Below are 17,906 nucleotides of genomic sequence, written 5' to 3' on the forward strand. Positions count from 1 at the left end.
ATCATTAAGTGGGTGCTGATGGATTCGAACCACCGAAGTCGAAAGACAGCAGATTTACAGTCTGCCCCATTTGGCCACTCTGGAAAACACCCATGACTAAGTTTCTTCTTTTGAGCCTCTTGTCGGATTCGAACCAACGACCCCGAGATTACAAATCACGTGCTCTGGCCAACTGAGCTAAAGAGGCTTGTACCTTCAGCCGATTACCGCTTTTATGCAGCTGCTGTCGGAAATCGGCTGCAAAGGTACGCATTATTTTTGAATTACCAAAACTTTTCGCCGTTTTTTTTAGTAATTTCTCGTTTTTTCTTTAAATTTCTGCAGTTGAACCCGCATGGAATCAACACAAAGGTCGATAGACTCCTCAAAAGTGTCACTTACCTTCTCAACGAACAATGTCGTGCCTGGCACATTGACTGAGATAGCCGCTTCCTTGTTTTGAGCCGTTGCCGGTTTTACAACTTTTAATTGCACCTCTACTTTCTGAATATCTTCGTAAGACTTCTCTAACTTGGCGACTTTCTTTTCGATGAACGCCTGTAACTTCTCGGTAGCGTCAAAATGAATTGACTGAATCTTTATCTCCATAAATTCAAAATTTAAAGGGTTATGCCCTTGGATGGGCTTGTTTATAAACTCGCTTTAGCTGCTCAAATGTGGTATGGGTGTAGATCTCTGTTGTAGAGAGACTCTCATGACCAAGCAGCTTTTTTACACTTTCTAATCCTGCACCGTTGTTGAGAAGTGCAGTCGCATAGGTGTGCCTTAGCACGTGTGGCGACCGTTTCTTCATCGTTGTCACCTTTCCAAGTGAGTTTTTCACAAGGGTTGCCAACAAGCTTTCCGATATCCTTTGTCCTTTTTCATTTGTGAAGAACGCCTCTGTTTGCCTTGAGCTTTTTGCGTCACGCTCCTGCATATATTTCAGCAACGTCTCGTGCAGTTCCTCGCCAAAAGGTATTATCCTTTGCTTGTTTCGCTTTCCGGTGACCTTTATGGTGCGCTGGTTGAAATCGATGTCGGTGTCGTTGAGTCCTATGAGCTCTGACCTTCTTACCCCTGTTTCGTATATCATTATTATAATGGTACGCGCGAGGATGCTTTTGTAGGTCGTGTCCCACATCTCCTCATTGTCTATCAGTCGGTCCATGTCGGTCTCCCTGACAAACTGGGGCAGTGGCTTTGCCTTTTTCGGAGCCTTTATCAGATGGGCGGGATTTTTGGTCACCAACCCCCTTTTCATTCCGAATCGGTACAAGGCTCGTAGTGCGGAAAGACGCCGGCATACGGAAGAGGCGCTATTTCCTCTGTCCATCATGCTTTCCATCCACCCTCGGACTATGTCCTGGTCGATGTCCTCCCACGTAAGATGGCTATCAAGACTGGTGAAGAATGCCATGAAGTCGTTGAGGTCAGCCTCATAGTCTTTCACTGTTTTCGGCGACATGTTTCGCTCGAATTGCATGTATTCAACAAATCTTTTAACCATCTTTCCACCGCATTATTAGTTTTCAGCAGCGAATTTACGGAAAATATTTGAAACTACCAAATTTTTTTGAGGTTTTTTTATTCCTCAGTAGCTCTCAGTTTCTGTACGTAAATGGCGCGCTCCATCTTAAGTCTCTTAAGAACAGAGGGTTTGTCGAACTGCTGACGTGCACGGAGTTCTTTTACGACACCTGTCTTTTCAAACTTTCTCTTGAACTTCTTGAGGGCTTTCTCGATGTTCTCGCCTTCCTTTACTGGTACAATAATCATTTTGCTTTTTTGTTTTAAAATTTTAAATTAAACTTATATTCTCTATGGGCTTTTGCCCGAAAGTGGGTGCAAAATTACTGCTATTTTACCAAATAGACAACTTTTTTACCAAATATTTTCAGTTTATTGTGAAAAAAAAGTCGTTTTGTGCGAAAAATCGACATATATCCCTATGTTATAGGCCTTTTTGAAGCTTGCTGCATGCTTCTTCAAGCCATACTAGATCATCGTCGTCAAGGTATGGCGAGAGCTTCTCATATACCGTCTTATGATATTCGTCAAGCCATTGTATTTCTTCTGGAGTAAGCATTTCTGCATCTATGGGCTTTTTGTCTATCGGACAGAGTGTAAGGGGCTCTATTTCGAGGAAGTCGCCGAACTCGGTGGTCATATAATGGCGTATGAGAGTTGTATTTTCCGTCCTTACACCGAATTTTCCAGCTAGATATAGTCCGGGCTCCACCGTCACGGTCATTCCTGATTTAAGAGGCGCGGGTTTCCATTCCATGCGGAACTGGTGCGGTCCTTCATGTACGTTGAGGTATGAGCCTACTCCGTGACCTGTGCCGTGAAGGTAGTTGAGTCCCTCGCGCCACATAGCCTGACGTGCGAGCATGTCGAGCTGTGTGCCACTGGCGTTAGCCGGAAACTTACACATCTGCAGATCGATATGTCCTTTCAGTACCAATGTGTAGACATGTTTCATTTCTTCCGTAAGTGATCCCAATGCTATTGTTCGTGTTATATCTGTAGTTCCATCGAGGTATTGCGCACCACTGTCCAGCAGCAGCAAGCCTTCAGCTTTCAGTTCTGCGTCTGTTTCTGGCGTTGCCTCATAATGTACTATTGCACCGTGTTCCCCGTAGCCTGCAATAGTGTCGAACGAGATGTCGCGGAAGAGTGGTTGTTGTGCCCTTAGCGCGGTGAGTTTTTCATCGGCCGACATTTCTGTCACACCGCCTTTTTCCACAGCTGGCAATAGCCAACGGAGGAATTTTACCATTGCCACTCCGTCTTTTATCATTGCGTTGCGATAGCCTTCTATCTCCACCTCGTTCTTTATTGCCTTCATTGCCGGTATTGGCGATGCTGCCATAATCTTCGGGCGCTCGCCGTAGGCTTTGTATAAGGTATAAGATGTTTCGGAAGGGTCCATGAGTATGTTATATCCCTGATAGTTTCCCAAGCCATTGACCACGTTAGGATATTCGTCGGTGGTAATGCCTGCTTTCTTCAGGTAGTCCTTTACCTCTTGACCGAGTTTCCGACTGTCGACATATAGGGTTACTTTGCTCTCGTCGACAAGCAGGTAAGCCACTGCCACGGGATTGCAGTGTACGTCGCTTCCCCTGAGATTTAGTGTCCATGCTATATCGTCGAGTGCCGACACAAGCATGCCCGAGGCATGTATTTTTTTCAGTTCTTCCCTTATCCTTCTTATCTTGCTTTCTGCCGTCTCGCCTGCATATTTCAGGTCATGTATCTCCACCTTGTTTTCAGGTATGGATGGCCTGTCTGTCCAGATGATGTCTAACGGGTCGAAATTGGTCCTTATGGTTATTCCTCCTTGGCGTCTAAGTTCGGCAGCGAGGCTTTCCACAGTGTCTACGGAGTTCACCATGCCGTCGATACCAACCACAGCCCCGTCCTTTTGTGAGAGTTTTTGTCCGAGCCATTCGGATATGGACGGTGTGCCTTCTATCTTTAGTTTCATCAGCGTGAATCCCGTGCCTTGAAGTTGCTCTTCGGCTGCAAGGAAATAACGTGAGTCTGTCCACAATGCCGCACTGTCCATGGTTACCACGGCAGTGCCTGCCGACCCGTTGAAACCGCTGATAAATTCGCGTCCTTTCCAGTGGTCGGGCACGTATTCTCCATTGTGTGGGTCGGTGCTGGGAAATATGAAGGCGTCAACCTTCTCTTGTTTCATAAGTTCTCTTAGAGAGTCTAACCTGCTTGTGATTGTTGTATTCATAGTGAAACTTAGTTTTGAAAATAATGAATCTCGCAATTCGAGTACATTCGCTTCTCATTGCAAAAATACTTATTATTTGTCCATTTTCCAAGACATTGACAAATATTTATCCAAATTTAACGCTTTTAGAAACATTATCTCAACTATATGATACGAAATAGGGTGATAATACCGAAAAACTTTCGTACCTTTGCAAGCAGAAAAAAACATAAAACATAAATATAATGAAGAAGACTTTTTTATTCGTATTGTCTGTTATGGCTACAGTGACAGCCACGGCGCAAGACCTAAGGCTATGGTATAGCCATCCGGCAGAGACATGGACCGACGCACTGCCAGTGGGCAACTCCCGCATGGGAGCGATGGTGTTTGGAGGCGTGGAACAGGAAGAGCTTCAGCTCAACGAGGAGACTTTCTGGGCCGGAGGTCCTCACAACAATATCAGTTCCAAAGGGTATGCGGCACTGGGAGAGATACGTCAGATGGTGTTTCAAGAAAAATTTGGAGAGGCACAGAAACTTATCGACGGAACTTTCTTCACCGGCCAGCATGGCATGCGATACCTGCCTCTTGGATCGCTGAAGGTAAAATACGACTACTCGGCTCTTGAGAAGGTTCCTACTACACTTGAGTCGAAACGCCCTTCATATACTCGTTCGCTAAATATCGGCACTGCAACAGCCGACGTGAACTATAATGTGGGGGCTGCAACATACAGCCGTAAGGTGTTTGCCTCCATGACAGACAACGTGATTGTAGTAAGGCTTGAGACAAGCATCGACAACACTCTCGCCTTCTCACTTGCATACGACTGTCCGAAAGAGCTTAACCCGCAGGTGAGTGCCAAGGGCGCAACGATGACCATGCGTTGCCATGGCGTTGAGCAGGAGGGCATAAAGCCGGCACTCAACGCAGAGTGTCGAGTGGCAGTACAGACAGACGGACGGGTGAAAGCCCTTAACGGCAACATCTTCGTGTCGAATGCCAATAGCGCCACATTATATATAATAGGTGCTACAAACTTCATAAACTACCACGACGTGTCGGGCAATGCCTCAAAGCGTTGCGACTCCATGCTGAAGAAAGCAATGAAGAAAAGCTATAACCAGTTGCTCGACGAACACATAAGGAAATACAAGTCGCAGTACGACCGTGTATGTCTCAACATTCCAGCCACCAAGGCTTCTGAGGCTGAGACCGACGAGCGTGTGAAGAACTTCAACACAAACGATGACCTTAATCTTGTGGCATTGCTCTACCAGTATGGCCGCTACCTGCTCATCAGTTCGTCGCAGCCAGGCGGACAGCCCGCTAACCTGCAGGGCGTGTGGAACAGTTCGATGTATGCTCCCTGGGACAGTAAGTATACCATCAACATAAATGCAGAGATGAACTACTGGCCAGCCGAGGTCACCAACCTCAGCGAATGTCATGAGCCATTGTTTTCGATGATAGACGACCTTGCCGTCACCGGACGTGATGCAGCTTCAAAACTCTATGGAGCCCGTGGCTGGACTGCCCATCACAATACCGACATCTGGCGTGTGACCGGTCCTATCGACATGGCATATTACGGCATGTGGCCCAATGGAGGCGCATGGCTTGCCCAACATCTCTGGCAACACTATCTCTTCACGGCAGACAAAGACTTTCTTCGCCGTCATTACGATGCCCTTCGCGGCACTGCCGACTTCTATATGAGCAATTTGGTGAAACACCCTCAGACCGGATGGCTCGTCACCGTGCCTTCCATGTCGCCGGAACATGGTTACGACAAGTCGGGCGCAAGCATTGTGGCCGGTTGCACGATGGACAACCAGATAGCCTTCGACGCTCTTTATTCCACACTTCTTGCCACACGTGAGCTTGGCGGCAACAAGGCTTACGAAGACTCTTTGGTGAGTGTGATAAGCCAGTTGCCTCCTATGCAGATAGGCCGTCATAACCAAGTACAGGAATGGCTTGTAGATGCCGACAATCCACGTGACGAGCATCGTCATATCTCCCATCTCTACGGTCTATATCCAAGCAACCAGATTTCTCCTACAGCCAATCCTCTTCTTTTCCAGGCTGCCCGCAACACGCTTTTGCAGCGTGGCGACATGGCTACCGGATGGAGCATTGGCTGGAAGATAAACTTCTGGGCTCGAATGCTAGACGGCGACCATGCCTTCCGTATCATCCGCAACATGCTCTGTCTTCTCCCGAGCGATGCTGTGGCGAAAGACTATCCCAACGGCCGCACCTATCGCAATCTCTTTGACGCTCATCCGCCATTCCAGATAGATGGTAATTTCGGATTCACAGCTGGTGTGTCGGAGATGTTGCTGCAGAGTCACGACGGTGCCGTACAACTGCTTCCCGCACTTCCTGAGGAATGGAAGGAAGGCTGTGTAAAGGGCCTTGTTGCCCGTGGTGCGTTTGTAGTGGATATGGACTGGCAGGGCAGCCAGTTGCTAAAGGCACGTATAGTGTCACGGAACGGCGGAACACTTCGTCTGCGCTCATATGTGCCTCTGAAGGGCAAGGCCCTAAAGCCCGCCACCGGCACCTGTCCTAACGCTCTCCTCGCACCAGCCGAAGTAGCTAAACCACGCATATCAAACGAAATCACGCCCCAGTCTCCAATACTTCCTCGTATATATGAGTATGACGTGGAGACTGAGGCGGGAGATGTGGTTGAAGTGGAGAGAGGTGTTTAATAGATCCTCGCCGCCCATCCGCCGCCAGAGGCGAGATGAATGTCGAGTTTTGTAGACTGGGTCACCGACTGCCTGCTGTGCTTGTAGTCGGTGGCCTCTTTTTCTGCGTTAACTCCGTCGGCGAAGATGTCGGCAGTGTAGGTGCCTTCGGGAAGGAAGGAGAGAGACAGCTGGATGTCGCGTGGAGTCCAGTCGGTGAGTGCGGCTACATACCATGTGTCGCCTTTGCGTCGCGCCAACACGGTGTATTCACCCATTTCTCCGTCAATGGCTATTGTCTCGTCAAACACAGTAGGCACTTGTGCTATAAAGTCGGTGCACTCTTGCTCGCGCTCGTATTTCGTAGGACTGTCGGCAAGCATTTGTAGCGGGGCCTCGAAGGTGGCGTACATGGCCATTTGGTGTACCCTTGTGCCTTGGCTCATGGGATGGTCGTTGTTGCCGAAGAAGTTGTCTCTGCGGGCATTGTCCATGGCTCCAGGGGTATAGTCCATAGATCCTGTGAGCATTCTGAGGTAAGGTATGGTCACGTCATATCTCGGCTGGTTATGTAGCGGTCCGTCTCCCACGCGTGGTTCCCATTTTGAGTTTTCCAGTCCTTTCACGCCTTCAAAGTTGAGTATGTTTGGATATGGCCGTTGAATACCGGCAGGTTTCAATCCGTGATAGTCGAGCAGCAACTTGTGTCTTGCGGCACTTTCGGCTATACTGTATGCAGACCTTGTCACCTGCTGGTCGTCACGGTCAAAGAAGTCAACCTTAAATCCCTTTATGCCCATGTCGGCATAGTGTTTCATTATTTCGTCGGTCTGTGCAATGTCGCCGTCGGGATTGTTTCTGATGAGATTTCTCCAGCTCGACCAAAGTATTATACCAACTCCACGTCTTTTGCCGTAGTCGATGAGTGTCTTGAGGTCAATGTCGGGGTTCAGTCCTTCCGTAAGCGATTCGGAGTTGCTCCATCCTTCGTCTATTATAATATACTCAATACTATTTTTTGCAGCAAAGTCGATATAGTATTTGTATGTAGGTGTATTCATGCCCGACTTGAAGTCCACTCCGGTGATGTTGGTATTGTTCCACCAGTCCCATGCCACCTTTCCCGGTTTTATCCACTGCGTGTCGCCTATGCGGCATTCCGGGGCGAGCAGCTGTGCCACGTCGCAGTCCATTAGCTTTCGGTCTTCTCTCGTCACCACTACTGCACGCCAAGGCAGTGTCTGTCGTCCTGATAGTCTTGCTATGTAAGCGTTACGTTTCTTAGGCACAATGTTTAGTCTCGAATATCCTCCTATCTCTTGTTCAGCGGGACATGGCGCAAACGCTGCTTTCAGCATGTTGCCCTCACCCTTTACAAGCATCATGCCTGGGTAGTTTTCCACTCCCGCATCCATCACCACGGCCTTTCTGCCCTCTGGAAGGCATACTGCGAGAGGTGCTATGGCCAGCGAGTCGGAGTACATTTCCGACAGGCGTTGTTCGTCGTAGTAAGACTCAAACGAGTAGCACCATCGTTCGCCGCCCCTGTTGTCGTTCACATATGGCACAAAAGCCTTGTAATCGTCGGCGAAGCGAAATTCTGCTGTCTCGTTGTCTACCACACGTTCCCGTTTGCCGTTGTCGGTCAAGATGCGGTAGGCCGCAAAATCGTCATAAGCCCTCAGTTCCACGCTCACTCCGTTGGCAAAGGCGAGAGTCACCGTCTGGTATTGTTCCCTAATCTGTTTACGTTTTGCATAAAACAGGTTCACGGTTTTGTCAACGTTTTTTCTTGCAGTTTCTTTTGCAGCCTGGGAGATACTTTTTTTCCCGCCGATGGAAATGTTAATGGCAGAAGGCAAAATGACATTTTTCCCGTCTTGTTCCACTTTCCATGTCATACCCTCCGTGTTTGTCACTGCGGTCACCTTCAGTGTTCCGTCAGGCGATGTCACTACAGTAGTTTTCTCTTTCGCTGCCCATAATGTCTGGCATGCAAACATCATGGCGATAATTGTGGTAATGGTTTTCATTTACGTTATTATTGGTTTGCGACGGCAAAGATAGCAAAAAATATCTTATCCACACACTAAATGCCAATTTTTTTTGGAATAATATATCTTCAATACCTTCAGTTTGCTGAAGTGTTTCAAGACATATGCTGGCTTTTCAATGTTTTTTGCAGAAAAGTTTGTTATTTTTTGGTGGTAATGAAAAATTTGTATAAATTTGCACACCTACAAATTGAAATATAACTAAATAAGAAAAAGGATGGTTAATCGTATTATCTATATTACTTTTTTACTGCTAATTACTGTGTTTTCATCTTGCAACAATGAATCAGTACACAAACACTATCGCATCGGTGTGTCGCAATGCAGTGGTGGCTACTGGCGGGAGAAACAGAACAACGAGATGCTTCGCGAACTATTGTTGCATGATGATGCAACGATGGAATTGTTGTGTGCTGTTGACAATGGTAAAAAACAGATAGAGGACATACAGTATTTTATAGATAATAAGGTGGACATACTTCTTGTATCGCCACACGACACAACAGCCCTTTCCGACATTATTGGCAAAGCCTACGATAATGGTATTCCGGTAGTGTTGTTTGACAGAACCATCAACAGCGAAAAATATTCGGCGTTTGTTGGTGGCGACAATACCAAGGTGGGACTGTTGATGGCTGCCTATGTGGCAACAAAACTGAAGAGCCAAGGTGGAAAAGTGTTGGAAATAACAGGAGATATGCAGACTTCACCTGCCATGCAAAGACACAAGGGCTTCATTAGTGGTTTGTCAAATTCTTCCAATATTGAAGTTGTGGCATCTGTGGATGCTGGTTGGTTAGGGCCTCGCACATCGGAAGCGACAGATTCGCTCCTTCGCCTTCATCCTGACGTGGATGTCATTGTCGCCCATAGCGACTATATGGCAAGTGAGGCAAAGAAAGTGGCAGACAAGTTATATCCCGACAATGACTATATCTTTGTCGGAGCCGACGGTTTCGGTTCGCCTGGGCTGGGAGTAGAGGCGGTAGAGAAAGGTCTGCTCAATGCTACCGCTATATATCCAACTGGCGGAGAGGAGATCATTCAGACTGCATTGAAAATTCTTCGGAGAGAGAAATTCGACCGTCAGACCCTTCTCCCAAGTTACTTGGTGAGTACGCCACAGGAAGCCACTCTGCTGATAAACATGGACCATGCCATAAACTCTGAGGTTGAGCGAGTGAAAAAGATGCACAACCTTGCCGTGTTCTATCTGAAAGAGAGCCAGATGAGACGTATAATGTTGTATGTGGCATTGGGAGTGCTGACTTTGATATGTGGCCTTTGTGTTGCGCTCTATCGTGTGAATACGTTGAGGAGAAAGTCGAACAAACGACTGCACGAACAACAAAACATACTGCTTGAAAAGAATGAGGAACTTGTAAATATGACCCACCAGCTGGAGGATGCAACGAATGCGAAACTCGTGTTCTTTACCAATATCTCACATGATTTCCGCACACCTCTCAACCTCATCTCAGGTCCTATTGACCAAGCAATGACAATGATGAAGGATAATGGCGAACTGATGGCACTGTTGCAGATTGCAAAGCGTAATGTGGGAGTGTTGCTCGACCTTGTAAACCAAATCCTTGATTTTAGAAAGGTGGAAAACGGTAAGATGAAGTTGAACATTCAAACGGTTAACCTCAACTCTCTGGTAAACTCATGGCACGAGTCCTTTATGTCGTTGGCGCAGAAAAAAGGCCTTAACCTTCACTTCGACATAAGTCAGGGTGAGTGTTTCGCCAACGTTGACGTGAAGAAGCTCGAACGTATGGTGTACAACATCCTTGGCAATTCCATCAAGTTCACGCCCTCAGGTGGCTCCATAAGTTTGCAGTATGGCTTGTCAGACGATAAACTCACCATTGCCGTAAGCGACACAGGTCCCGGTATTGACGAGGACAAGCTGAATAAAATATTTGAACGCTTTTATAGGTTGGAAAACTCCTCGGAGGAAGGCACTGGCATAGGATTGGCATTAGTGAAGAAATATGCAGAGCTGATGGGTGGAAGAGTGGAGATAGACTCGAACAGCGACAAGACAGCAGGCAAGACAGGAACGAGAATATCCATCATTATTCCATCAGTACAACCATACGCCTCCGCACCAGTGTCGAAAGTGAACCAAGGTCTGTCGCCGGAAAGTCTTTGGGTATGTTCCAACCTGCCTTCGGCACAACCCATGATACAACAGAACGTAACGGAAGAAGAGACGCGGCCCGTAGTGTTGGTAATTGACGACAATGCCGATATGCGGTCGTTTATCGGCAGCCTGCTAAGCGAAAAATACCGTGTCTTGAAAGCCTGCGACGGCGAGGAAGGTCTAAGGTTGGCAACAGAGAACATTCCGGACATTGTTTTGTGCGATGTGATGATGCCGGTTATGGACGGTTTGGAATGTTGCCAACAGCTGAAGAACAACGTATGCACCAGCCACATCCCGGTGATAATGCTTACGGCATGCGGTCTTGACGAGCACCGCGTCAAAGGCTTGCAGTCGGGAGCGGAGGCTTATCTGGCAAAACCATTCAATAGCTCGGTATTGTTGGCACAGATAGACACACTCTTGAAAAACCGTTTAAGGGTTAACCTGTTCAGGGGAAATGCCGCGGAACAAAGTAACGACGCGTCAGATTCGAAAAAGCCTGCCAGACAAGACACATCCGAACAGTCGTTGTCGAGATACGACAGGGGGTTCCTGAAGAAATTGCGGGAACACATAGAGGAGAACTACAGCGACAAGGATTTCAGCGTAGAGATACTTGCAGAGAAGATGTGCCTTAGCCGTGCCCAACTCTATAGGAAGTGTAAGGCGCTTACAGGCTTCACGCCTGTGGAGATTATCCGCAATACCCGCCTTGAACATGCGCGTGAGATGCTCCTCGACGGTTATGACCAGGTCTCCCATGTGGCTGCTGCTGTAGGTATTCCCAATGCAACTTATTTCACCAAGTGTTATAAAACTTATTTCGGTGATTATCCAAGCGACACTATGGCATAACCATTAGTGAAGAATAAAAATGTTACCTTTTTAATATTATTGTTTCATTTTGTAAAGGTTGCAACATTAGTGCGGAATGTTGCAACCGGTTTTTGTAGATATTTCTGCGATTTAGGCTAATTTTGCAGCGAAAACAATTTGAAACATCTAAATAACAAACAAATGAAACAGTTTAAAAGATTAGCAACAATGGCGCTATTGTTCGTGGTCGCTACCATAACATATGCGCAAACGATTGAAGCTACGGGACAGGTGGTTGACCCGACAGGAGAAACCATCATCGGAGCCACAATCATGGAGAAAGGTACCACCAACGGTACGATTACTGATTTCGACGGAAACTTCAAGATCAGTGTAAAGCAAGGTGCCATACTTGTTGTAAGCTATATAGGCTTCAACAATCAGGAGCTTCCTGCCGCTCAGGGAATGAAGATTACACTGATGGAAGACGCGTTGAATCTTCAGGAAGTGGTGGTGACAGGTTATACCACCCAGCGCAAGGCAGACCTTACGGGTGCCGTTTCCGTGGTAAGTGTTGACGAGTTGCAGAAGCAGAATGAAAACAACCCGATAAAGGCCCTTCAAGGTAGGGTGCCGGGCATGAACATCTCTGCCGACGGAACACCTTCAGGAGCTGCCACTGTCCGCATTCGTGGTATAGGTACCCTAAACAACAACGACCCTCTTTATATAGTGGATGGCGTGCCGACGAAATCGGGTATGCACGAGCTCAACGGCAACGACATTGAGTCTATCCAGGTGTTGAAGGATGCTGCTTCGGCAAGTATCTATGGTTCCAGGGCTGCCAACGGTGTCATCATCATCACCACTAAGAAAGGTAAGGACGGAAAGGTGAAGATAGATTTCGACGCAAGCATTGCCGCCTCTTTCTATGCCAACCAGCTCAAGGTGCTCAACGCAGAGCAGTGGGGACAGGCTTTTTGGCAGGCAAATGTCAACGATGGCCTTGACCCGAACAACAACAATCTTGGCTATCACTTCGATTGGGGCTACGACCCACAGGGAACCCCACAGCTCTACAACGTGACGATGCGCAAATACCTTGACGACGGTAATACCATTCCTGCCGCCGATACCGACTGGGTAAAGGAAACCACTCGCACTGGTGTTATCCAGAATTACAACGTAAGCGTAAGCAATGGCAACGAGAAGGGGTCAAGCTATTTGTCTCTTGGTTACTACAAGAATCTCGGTATCATAAAGTATTCTGACTTCGAGCGACTTTCCGCCCGTATTAACAGCGACTACAAACTCATTGGCAATGTTCTGACCGTAGGCGAGCACTTCACGCTCAACCGCACTTCAGAGGTTAGCGCACCGGGCGGGTTCCTTGAAAATGTACTTCAGTTCAACCCTTCGTTCCCGGTTTACAATACAAAAGGTGAATATGCAAACCTTACGGGAGGATATGCCGACCGCGAAAACCCTCTCGGACGTCTGGAACGCAACAAGAACAATCGATATACCTATTGGCGTGCATTTGGCGACGTGTACCTAAACCTCGCCCTTTTCAAAGGCTTTAACATCCGCACCACAGCGGGCATCGACTATGCCCAGAAGCAGCAACGCATCTTCACAATGCCTATTTCTAACGGTAACGTGGCAAATCCTGAGAATGCCGTGGAGGCAAAGCAGGAGCACTGGATGAAATGGATGTGGAATGCCGTGGCAACATACAACATGGAAGTGGGAAATCATCGTGCTGACTATATGCTCGGTGTTGAGGCAAACCGTCAGAATGACGTGTGGTTCTCTGGCAAACGCTACGACTTCGAGGCTCTCAACACCGATTATATGTGGCCTGACGCAGGCACAGGCATCGAAAAGGCCTATGGTTCGGGCAGTGGCTTCTCGCTCTTCTCTTTCTTTGGAAAGGTGAACTACACCTTTGCTGATAAATATATGGCTTCTGTCACCGTGCGCCGCGACGGTTCAAGCCGATTCGGTAAAAACAACAAGTATGGTACGTTCCCTTCAGTAAGTGCCGGATGGCGCATCACACAGGAAAAGTTCATGAAGTCCACCAGCTCATGGCTCTACGACCTCAAGTTGCGTGCATCTTGGGGACAGACAGGTAACCAGGAAATCTCAAACACCGCCCGCTACACTCTCTACCATGCTGTATATGGCGACTCAAACTTCGGAGGCAACAGCTTTGGTACCTCTTATGATATTGCCGGCACCAATGGCGGACAGATACTGCAGTCGGGATTCAAACGTGGCCAGATTGGAAACGACGATATAAAATGGGAAACTACAACCCAGACAAACTTCGGCTTCGACTTCTCACTCTTCAACAACACCCTTTACGGTAGTTTCGACTACTACTTCAAGACAACAAAGGACATCCTCCTCTATATGGCAGGTATAGCGGCGATGGGCGAAGGCAGCTCAATGTGGATAAACGCCGGAGAGATGAAGAACAATGGTCTTGAACTTAACCTCGGCTACCGCAACAACATAGGCGACTTTAGCTACGACATCACCGCAAACATTGGCACCTACCGCAATGAGATTACCAAACTGCCGGAGACAGTGGCTGCCAACGGCGACTTCGGAGGCAATGGCGTGAAGAGTGTCATCGGTCATCCTATGGGCGCACAGGTGGGCTATATCTACGACGGAATTTTCAAAAGCCAGGAAGAGGTTGACAACCACGCCATACAGCAAGGAGCCGGCGTGGGCAGGATGCGATTCAAGGACCTCGACGGCGACGGCATGATAACCGAGGCCGACCAGGATTGGATCTACTCTCCGGTACCTGATTTCTCTTACGGCATGAATATCTACCTGCAGTATAAGAACTGGGACCTTACAATGTTCTGGCAGGGTGTCCAGGGTGTTGACGTCATCTCCGACCTTAAAAAGGAAACCGACCTCTGGGCAGGCGTGAACGTGGCAAACCTCAACAAGGGACAGCGACTCCTCGAAGCATGGTCACCAACAAATCCGGACTCCAACATCCCTGCACTCTCAACATACAACAACAATAACGAGACACGCGTTTCAAGTTATTATGTAGAGAATGGGTCATACCTCAAACTGCGTAACATACAGCTTGGATACAATGTTCCAAAAGCGTTTGCAAACAAGCTCCAGATGGAACGTCTCCGCTTCTATCTTTCAGCACAGAACCTGCTCACCATCAAGAGCAGCGATTTTACAGGTGTTGACCCTGAGAACGCAAACTTTGGATATCCTATACCGGTGAATGTGACATTTGGTCTTAACGTAACATTTTAATTAGTCATGAAAAAGATTTTCAACTACATATTGGCTGCCTCTTTTGCCGTTATGGCAGCAAGCTGCTCCAACTTCCTCGATGAGCAGGTGCCACAGGGCACACTCGACGAGAACCAGGTGAAGGACCCTTCGCTGGTGGAGAGTACAGTGATTTCCGCTTATGCCGGATTCACCCAAAGTGAAGATATTAACGGATCGTTCTCAATGTGGAACTACGATGTGCGCTCCGACGACGCATATAAGGGAGGCAGCTCGGTGAACGATGGCGACGTGTTCCATCAGCTTGAGGTACAGAAGGGTGTGCTCACCACCAACTGGAACATCAGCGACATGTGGAACCGCCTCTATATCACCATCTCACGAATCAATTCTGCCATCAGCCTTCTTGAAAAGTGTGACGAGAGCTATACGCTCAAGGAGCAGCGTCTTGCGGAAATGAAATTCTTGCGTGCCTATAGCCACTTCCTGCTGAAGCGTCTCTACAAGAACATACCGTTCATCATGAACGCCAACCTTCAGTATGAAGACTATAACAAACTCTCCAATACCGAATACACCAACGACGAGGCATGGGCAGTAATCGCCAAGGAACTGGAAGAGGCTTACGAGGTGCTGCCAGTGAAGCAAGCGGACAAAGGACGTCCTACAAAGGCTGCCTGCGCGGCATTCCTCACCAAGGTCTATCTCTACAAGGCTTACCACCAGGACGATGCCAACAGCCATCAGGTGACAAGCATCAACACCGACGACCTTGAAAAGGTGATAAAATACTCCGATCCCGCGATTTATGCCGCCGGAGGATACGACCTCGAAAAGGACATCCACAACAACTTCCGTCCGGAAGAACAATACGAGAACGGATGCGAGTCGATATGGGCAATACAATACTCACGCAACGATGGTTCCACTTACGGAAACCTCAACTGGTCGAACGGACTTATCTGTCCTAATATTGCTGATGTGACCGACGGTGGATGCGACTTCTACAAACCTTCGCAGAACCTTGTCAACGCATTCCGCACCGACAACAACGGACTGCCTTTGATCGACAGTTTCAACCAGAAGGATTACGACATGGCTGCCGACAACGCCGACCCAAGGCTCTTCCTCACCGTCGGAATGGCAGGACTGCCATACATGTTCAACCCAAGCTATATGATGGACCGCACTTCCAACTGGAGCCGTTCGGGTGGACTCTATGGCTACTATGTCACCCTGAAACAGAATGTTGACCCTGCCCTCATCGGACAATACCTGATAAAGGGTTCGTTCTGGGCAACAAGCATGAACCGCATCGTGTTCCGCTATGCCGATGTGCTTCTTGAGCGTGCCGAGGCATTCGCGCAACTTGGAAAGACAACAGAGGCTATCGCCTTGGTCAACAAGATCCGCTCTCGTGCAGCTGCAAGCACACAGATGATTTCCAACTATCCTTCAAGATATGGGGTGAAGTTCTATTGCAAGCAATACACTGGTTCATACGACAAGCAGCAGACCATAAAGATTGTGAAGATGGAACGCCGTCTCGAACTGGCTATGGAGTCGGAGAGATTCTTCGACCTCGTAAGATGGGGCGAGGCTGCCCAAACGCTCAACAGCTACTATGCTGCAGAGAAAACGAAATGCACCGTTTATGGCGAGGCTGAGTTCACTGCCAACAAAGGCGAGTATCTGCCTATTCCTTTTGCCCAGGTGGCTGCTTCAAACGGATATTACACTCAGAATATTGGTAACTGGTAAAAAAACAAGTACATTATGCAAACAAAGATAAAAAACACAATAAAGGCATTGTTCGCCGCCATACTGCTGACGGGCTCCACTGCCTGCACAGACGACAACGTCAGCGACCTCCAGCTTTCGGGAGATTGCTCAATAGAGGCGCTGACCCTCGACAACTATGAGGGAAAGGTTGACCTCGCCTCACGCACCGTAACGGTAAATCTTCCTGAGACCTACGACACGCGTGAAATGACACTGACCGAACTGCAACTCTCCGAAGGTGCTGCGGCAAATGTCCAGAAAGGACAGAAACTCAATATGGAAGGTGTGCAAAACATCCATGTGACTAACGGCGATTTGTTCCTCGACTGGAAACTTGTGGCAAAGCGCGACGAGGCGAAGATCACCTCGTTCGTAATCAACGATGTCTATAACGGCATCATCGACCAAAGTGCAAAGACCATCACCGTTTATGTGCCGGGAAATGTTGACATCACATCACTCGTTCCTGCCATAGAGTACAGCGAGGGTGCCACATGCCAGCCTCTCGACGGTGTGACACAGGACTTCACCTCTCCTGTTGTCTATACGGTCGCAAATGGCACAGCCCAGTCACAATACACGGTATATGTCTATGCCATCGACAAGCCAAAGGCGGTGTTCGTGGGAAATGTTCCTGCAATGAGCGACCTCGATCCTGAGGCCAAGGAGGCATGCTCGTGGATGCTTGCCAACGTTGAGAAGTCTCTTTATGCTTCCTTTGCCGACATACAGTCGGATGCAATAGACCTCTCCGAGTGTAAGGTGATATGGTGGCATTTCCACTACGATGGCGGTGTTGACGGACACGACCAGTTCATGGTGAAAGCGCCATATGCGCTTGAGGCAAAGAACCAGCTGCGCACATATTATGAGAATGGTGGATCATTCCTCCTCACTCGCTATGCCACAAACCTTCCTTCCTTCATCGGTGCTACTGGCGACGACGAGTGGACAACTCCAAACAACTGCTGGGGACAGAATGAAGCTGAGGCTGAACTTTGCGGCGGTCCTTGGGATTTCAAGAAGTACAGTTCACAGTCATCCCATCCTCTATGGCAGGGACTCGTGGCAGGCGACGACCCAAATGCTGTTTATACCACAGATGCCGGATACCATATCACCAACTCCACAGCACAGTATCACATCGGAACTGATTGGGGCGGTTACGACAACCATGAGGCATGGGAAGCCCGCACCGGAGCAACCATTCTCGGAGTAGGTGGCGATGGGGCTGTCGTTGCCTGGGAATATCCCGCTCACGACGGCAAGGGTGGAATCATCTGCATCGGCACTGGATGCTACGACTGGTATTCCTACACCTTTGAGGCTGGCTACACCGAGAAGTTCCACAAGAACGTTGCCATCATCACCCAAAATGCTTTCAATTATTTATCCAAGTAATTAAT

Annotated in this window: 10 protein-coding genes and 2 tRNA genes; 5 read left to right on the forward strand and 7 right to left on the reverse strand. The window is 48.3% G+C overall.

Going from position 1 to position 17,906, the window contains the following annotated elements:
* Positions 1 to 9: 9 nt before the first annotated feature.
* The 6 genes from CIK98_RS11515 to CIK98_RS11540 all read right to left on the reverse strand — a co-directional run bounded on the left by CIK98_RS11515 (position 10) and on the right by CIK98_RS11540 (position 3,733).
* Positions 10 to 92 (reverse strand) — tRNA-Tyr (locus tag CIK98_RS11515).
* Between the two features lie 21 nt (positions 93 to 113).
* Positions 114 to 187 (reverse strand) — tRNA-Thr (locus CIK98_RS11520).
* Positions 188 to 288: 101 nt separating this feature from the next.
* Positions 289 to 588 carry a ribosome hibernation-promoting factor, HPF/YfiA family gene (gene hpf / locus CIK98_RS11525; protein WP_094384371.1) on the reverse strand — a complete coding sequence of 100 codons (300 nt, stop codon included), beginning with the start codon at positions 586 to 588 and terminating at the stop codon, positions 289 to 291.
* A 19-nt stretch (positions 589 to 607) separates the two neighbouring features.
* On the reverse strand, positions 608 to 1,489 hold the full coding sequence (locus CIK98_RS11530) for a tyrosine-type recombinase/integrase (RefSeq protein WP_094384372.1): 882 nt from the start codon (positions 1,487 to 1,489) through the stop codon (positions 608 to 610).
* 77 nt (positions 1,490 to 1,566) lie between these two features.
* A complete protein-coding gene (gene rpsU, locus CIK98_RS11535) occupies positions 1,567 to 1,758 on the reverse strand; it encodes a 30S ribosomal protein S21 (RefSeq protein WP_094384373.1) in 192 nt (63 codons plus the stop codon).
* Positions 1,759 to 1,933: 175 nt separating this feature from the next.
* Positions 1,934 to 3,733 carry an aminopeptidase P family protein gene (locus tag CIK98_RS11540; RefSeq protein ID WP_094384374.1) on the reverse strand — a complete coding sequence of 600 codons (1,800 nt, stop codon included), beginning with the start codon at positions 3,731 to 3,733 and terminating at the stop codon, positions 1,934 to 1,936.
* A 224-nt stretch (positions 3,734 to 3,957) separates the two neighbouring features.
* Between CIK98_RS11540 and CIK98_RS11545 the strand changes: the two genes are divergently transcribed.
* On the forward strand, positions 3,958 to 6,435 hold the full coding sequence (locus CIK98_RS11545; RefSeq protein WP_094384375.1) for a glycoside hydrolase N-terminal domain-containing protein: 2,478 nt from the start codon (positions 3,958 to 3,960) through the stop codon (positions 6,433 to 6,435).
* Here CIK98_RS11545 and CIK98_RS11550 read toward each other — a convergent pair.
* On the reverse strand, positions 6,432 to 8,447 hold the full coding sequence (locus CIK98_RS11550) for a glycoside hydrolase family 97 protein (protein WP_094384376.1): 2,016 nt from the start codon (positions 8,445 to 8,447) through the stop codon (positions 6,432 to 6,434). The genes CIK98_RS11545 and CIK98_RS11550 overlap by 4 nt on opposite strands.
* A gap of 238 nt (positions 8,448 to 8,685) precedes the next feature.
* On the opposite strand from CIK98_RS11550, the gene CIK98_RS11555 reads away from it, so the two are divergent.
* The 4 genes from CIK98_RS11555 to CIK98_RS11570 all read left to right on the forward strand — a co-directional run bounded on the left by CIK98_RS11555 (position 8,686) and on the right by CIK98_RS11570 (position 17,901).
* Complete coding sequence (locus CIK98_RS11555) at positions 8,686 to 11,475, forward strand: substrate-binding domain-containing protein (RefSeq protein ID WP_094384377.1); 2,790 nt, start codon at positions 8,686 to 8,688, stop codon at positions 11,473 to 11,475.
* Positions 11,476 to 11,637: 162 nt separating this feature from the next.
* A complete protein-coding gene (locus CIK98_RS11560; protein WP_094384378.1) occupies positions 11,638 to 14,739 on the forward strand; it encodes a TonB-dependent receptor in 3,102 nt (1,033 codons plus the stop codon).
* Between the two features lie 6 nt (positions 14,740 to 14,745).
* Entirely contained in the window at positions 14,746 to 16,479 is a 1,734-nt protein-coding gene (locus CIK98_RS11565) for a RagB/SusD family nutrient uptake outer membrane protein (protein WP_094384379.1), read from the forward strand.
* Positions 16,480 to 16,494: 15 nt separating this feature from the next.
* On the forward strand, positions 16,495 to 17,901 hold the full coding sequence (locus tag CIK98_RS11570) for a DUF4960 domain-containing protein (RefSeq protein ID WP_094384380.1): 1,407 nt from the start codon (positions 16,495 to 16,497) through the stop codon (positions 17,899 to 17,901).
* The last annotated feature ends 5 nt before the right edge of the window (positions 17,902 to 17,906 follow it).

The sequence above is a fragment of the Prevotella sp. P2-180 genome, assembly GCF_002251435.1.
Taxonomy (GTDB): domain Bacteria; phylum Bacteroidota; class Bacteroidia; order Bacteroidales; family Bacteroidaceae; genus Prevotella.

Bases quoted from the DNA above. Each gene is read 5' to 3' on its own strand.
- CIK98_RS11560 (WP_094384378.1), top strand. From the start codon at position 11,638: ATGAAACAGTTTAAAAGATTAGCAACAATGGCGCTATTGTTCGTGGTC.
- CIK98_RS11555 (WP_094384377.1), top strand. From the start codon at position 8,686: ATGGTTAATCGTATTATCTATATTACTTTTTTACTGCTAATTACTGTG.
- CIK98_RS11540 (WP_094384374.1), bottom strand. From the start codon at position 3,733: ATGAATACAACAATCACAAGCAGGTTAGACTCTCTAAGAGAACTTATG.
- CIK98_RS11570 (WP_094384380.1), top strand. From the start codon at position 16,495: ATGCAAACAAAGATAAAAAACACAATAAAGGCATTGTTCGCCGCCATA.
- CIK98_RS11545 (WP_094384375.1), top strand. From the start codon at position 3,958: ATGAAGAAGACTTTTTTATTCGTATTGTCTGTTATGGCTACAGTGACA.
- CIK98_RS11565 (WP_094384379.1), top strand. From the start codon at position 14,746: ATGAAAAAGATTTTCAACTACATATTGGCTGCCTCTTTTGCCGTTATG.
- rpsU (WP_094384373.1), bottom strand. From the start codon at position 1,758: ATGATTATTGTACCAGTAAAGGAAGGCGAGAACATCGAGAAAGCCCTC.
- CIK98_RS11530 (WP_094384372.1), bottom strand. From the start codon at position 1,489: ATGGTTAAAAGATTTGTTGAATACATGCAATTCGAGCGAAACATGTCG.
- CIK98_RS11550 (WP_094384376.1), bottom strand. From the start codon at position 8,447: ATGAAAACCATTACCACAATTATCGCCATGATGTTTGCATGCCAGACA.
- hpf (WP_094384371.1), bottom strand. From the start codon at position 588: ATGGAGATAAAGATTCAGTCAATTCATTTTGACGCTACCGAGAAGTTA.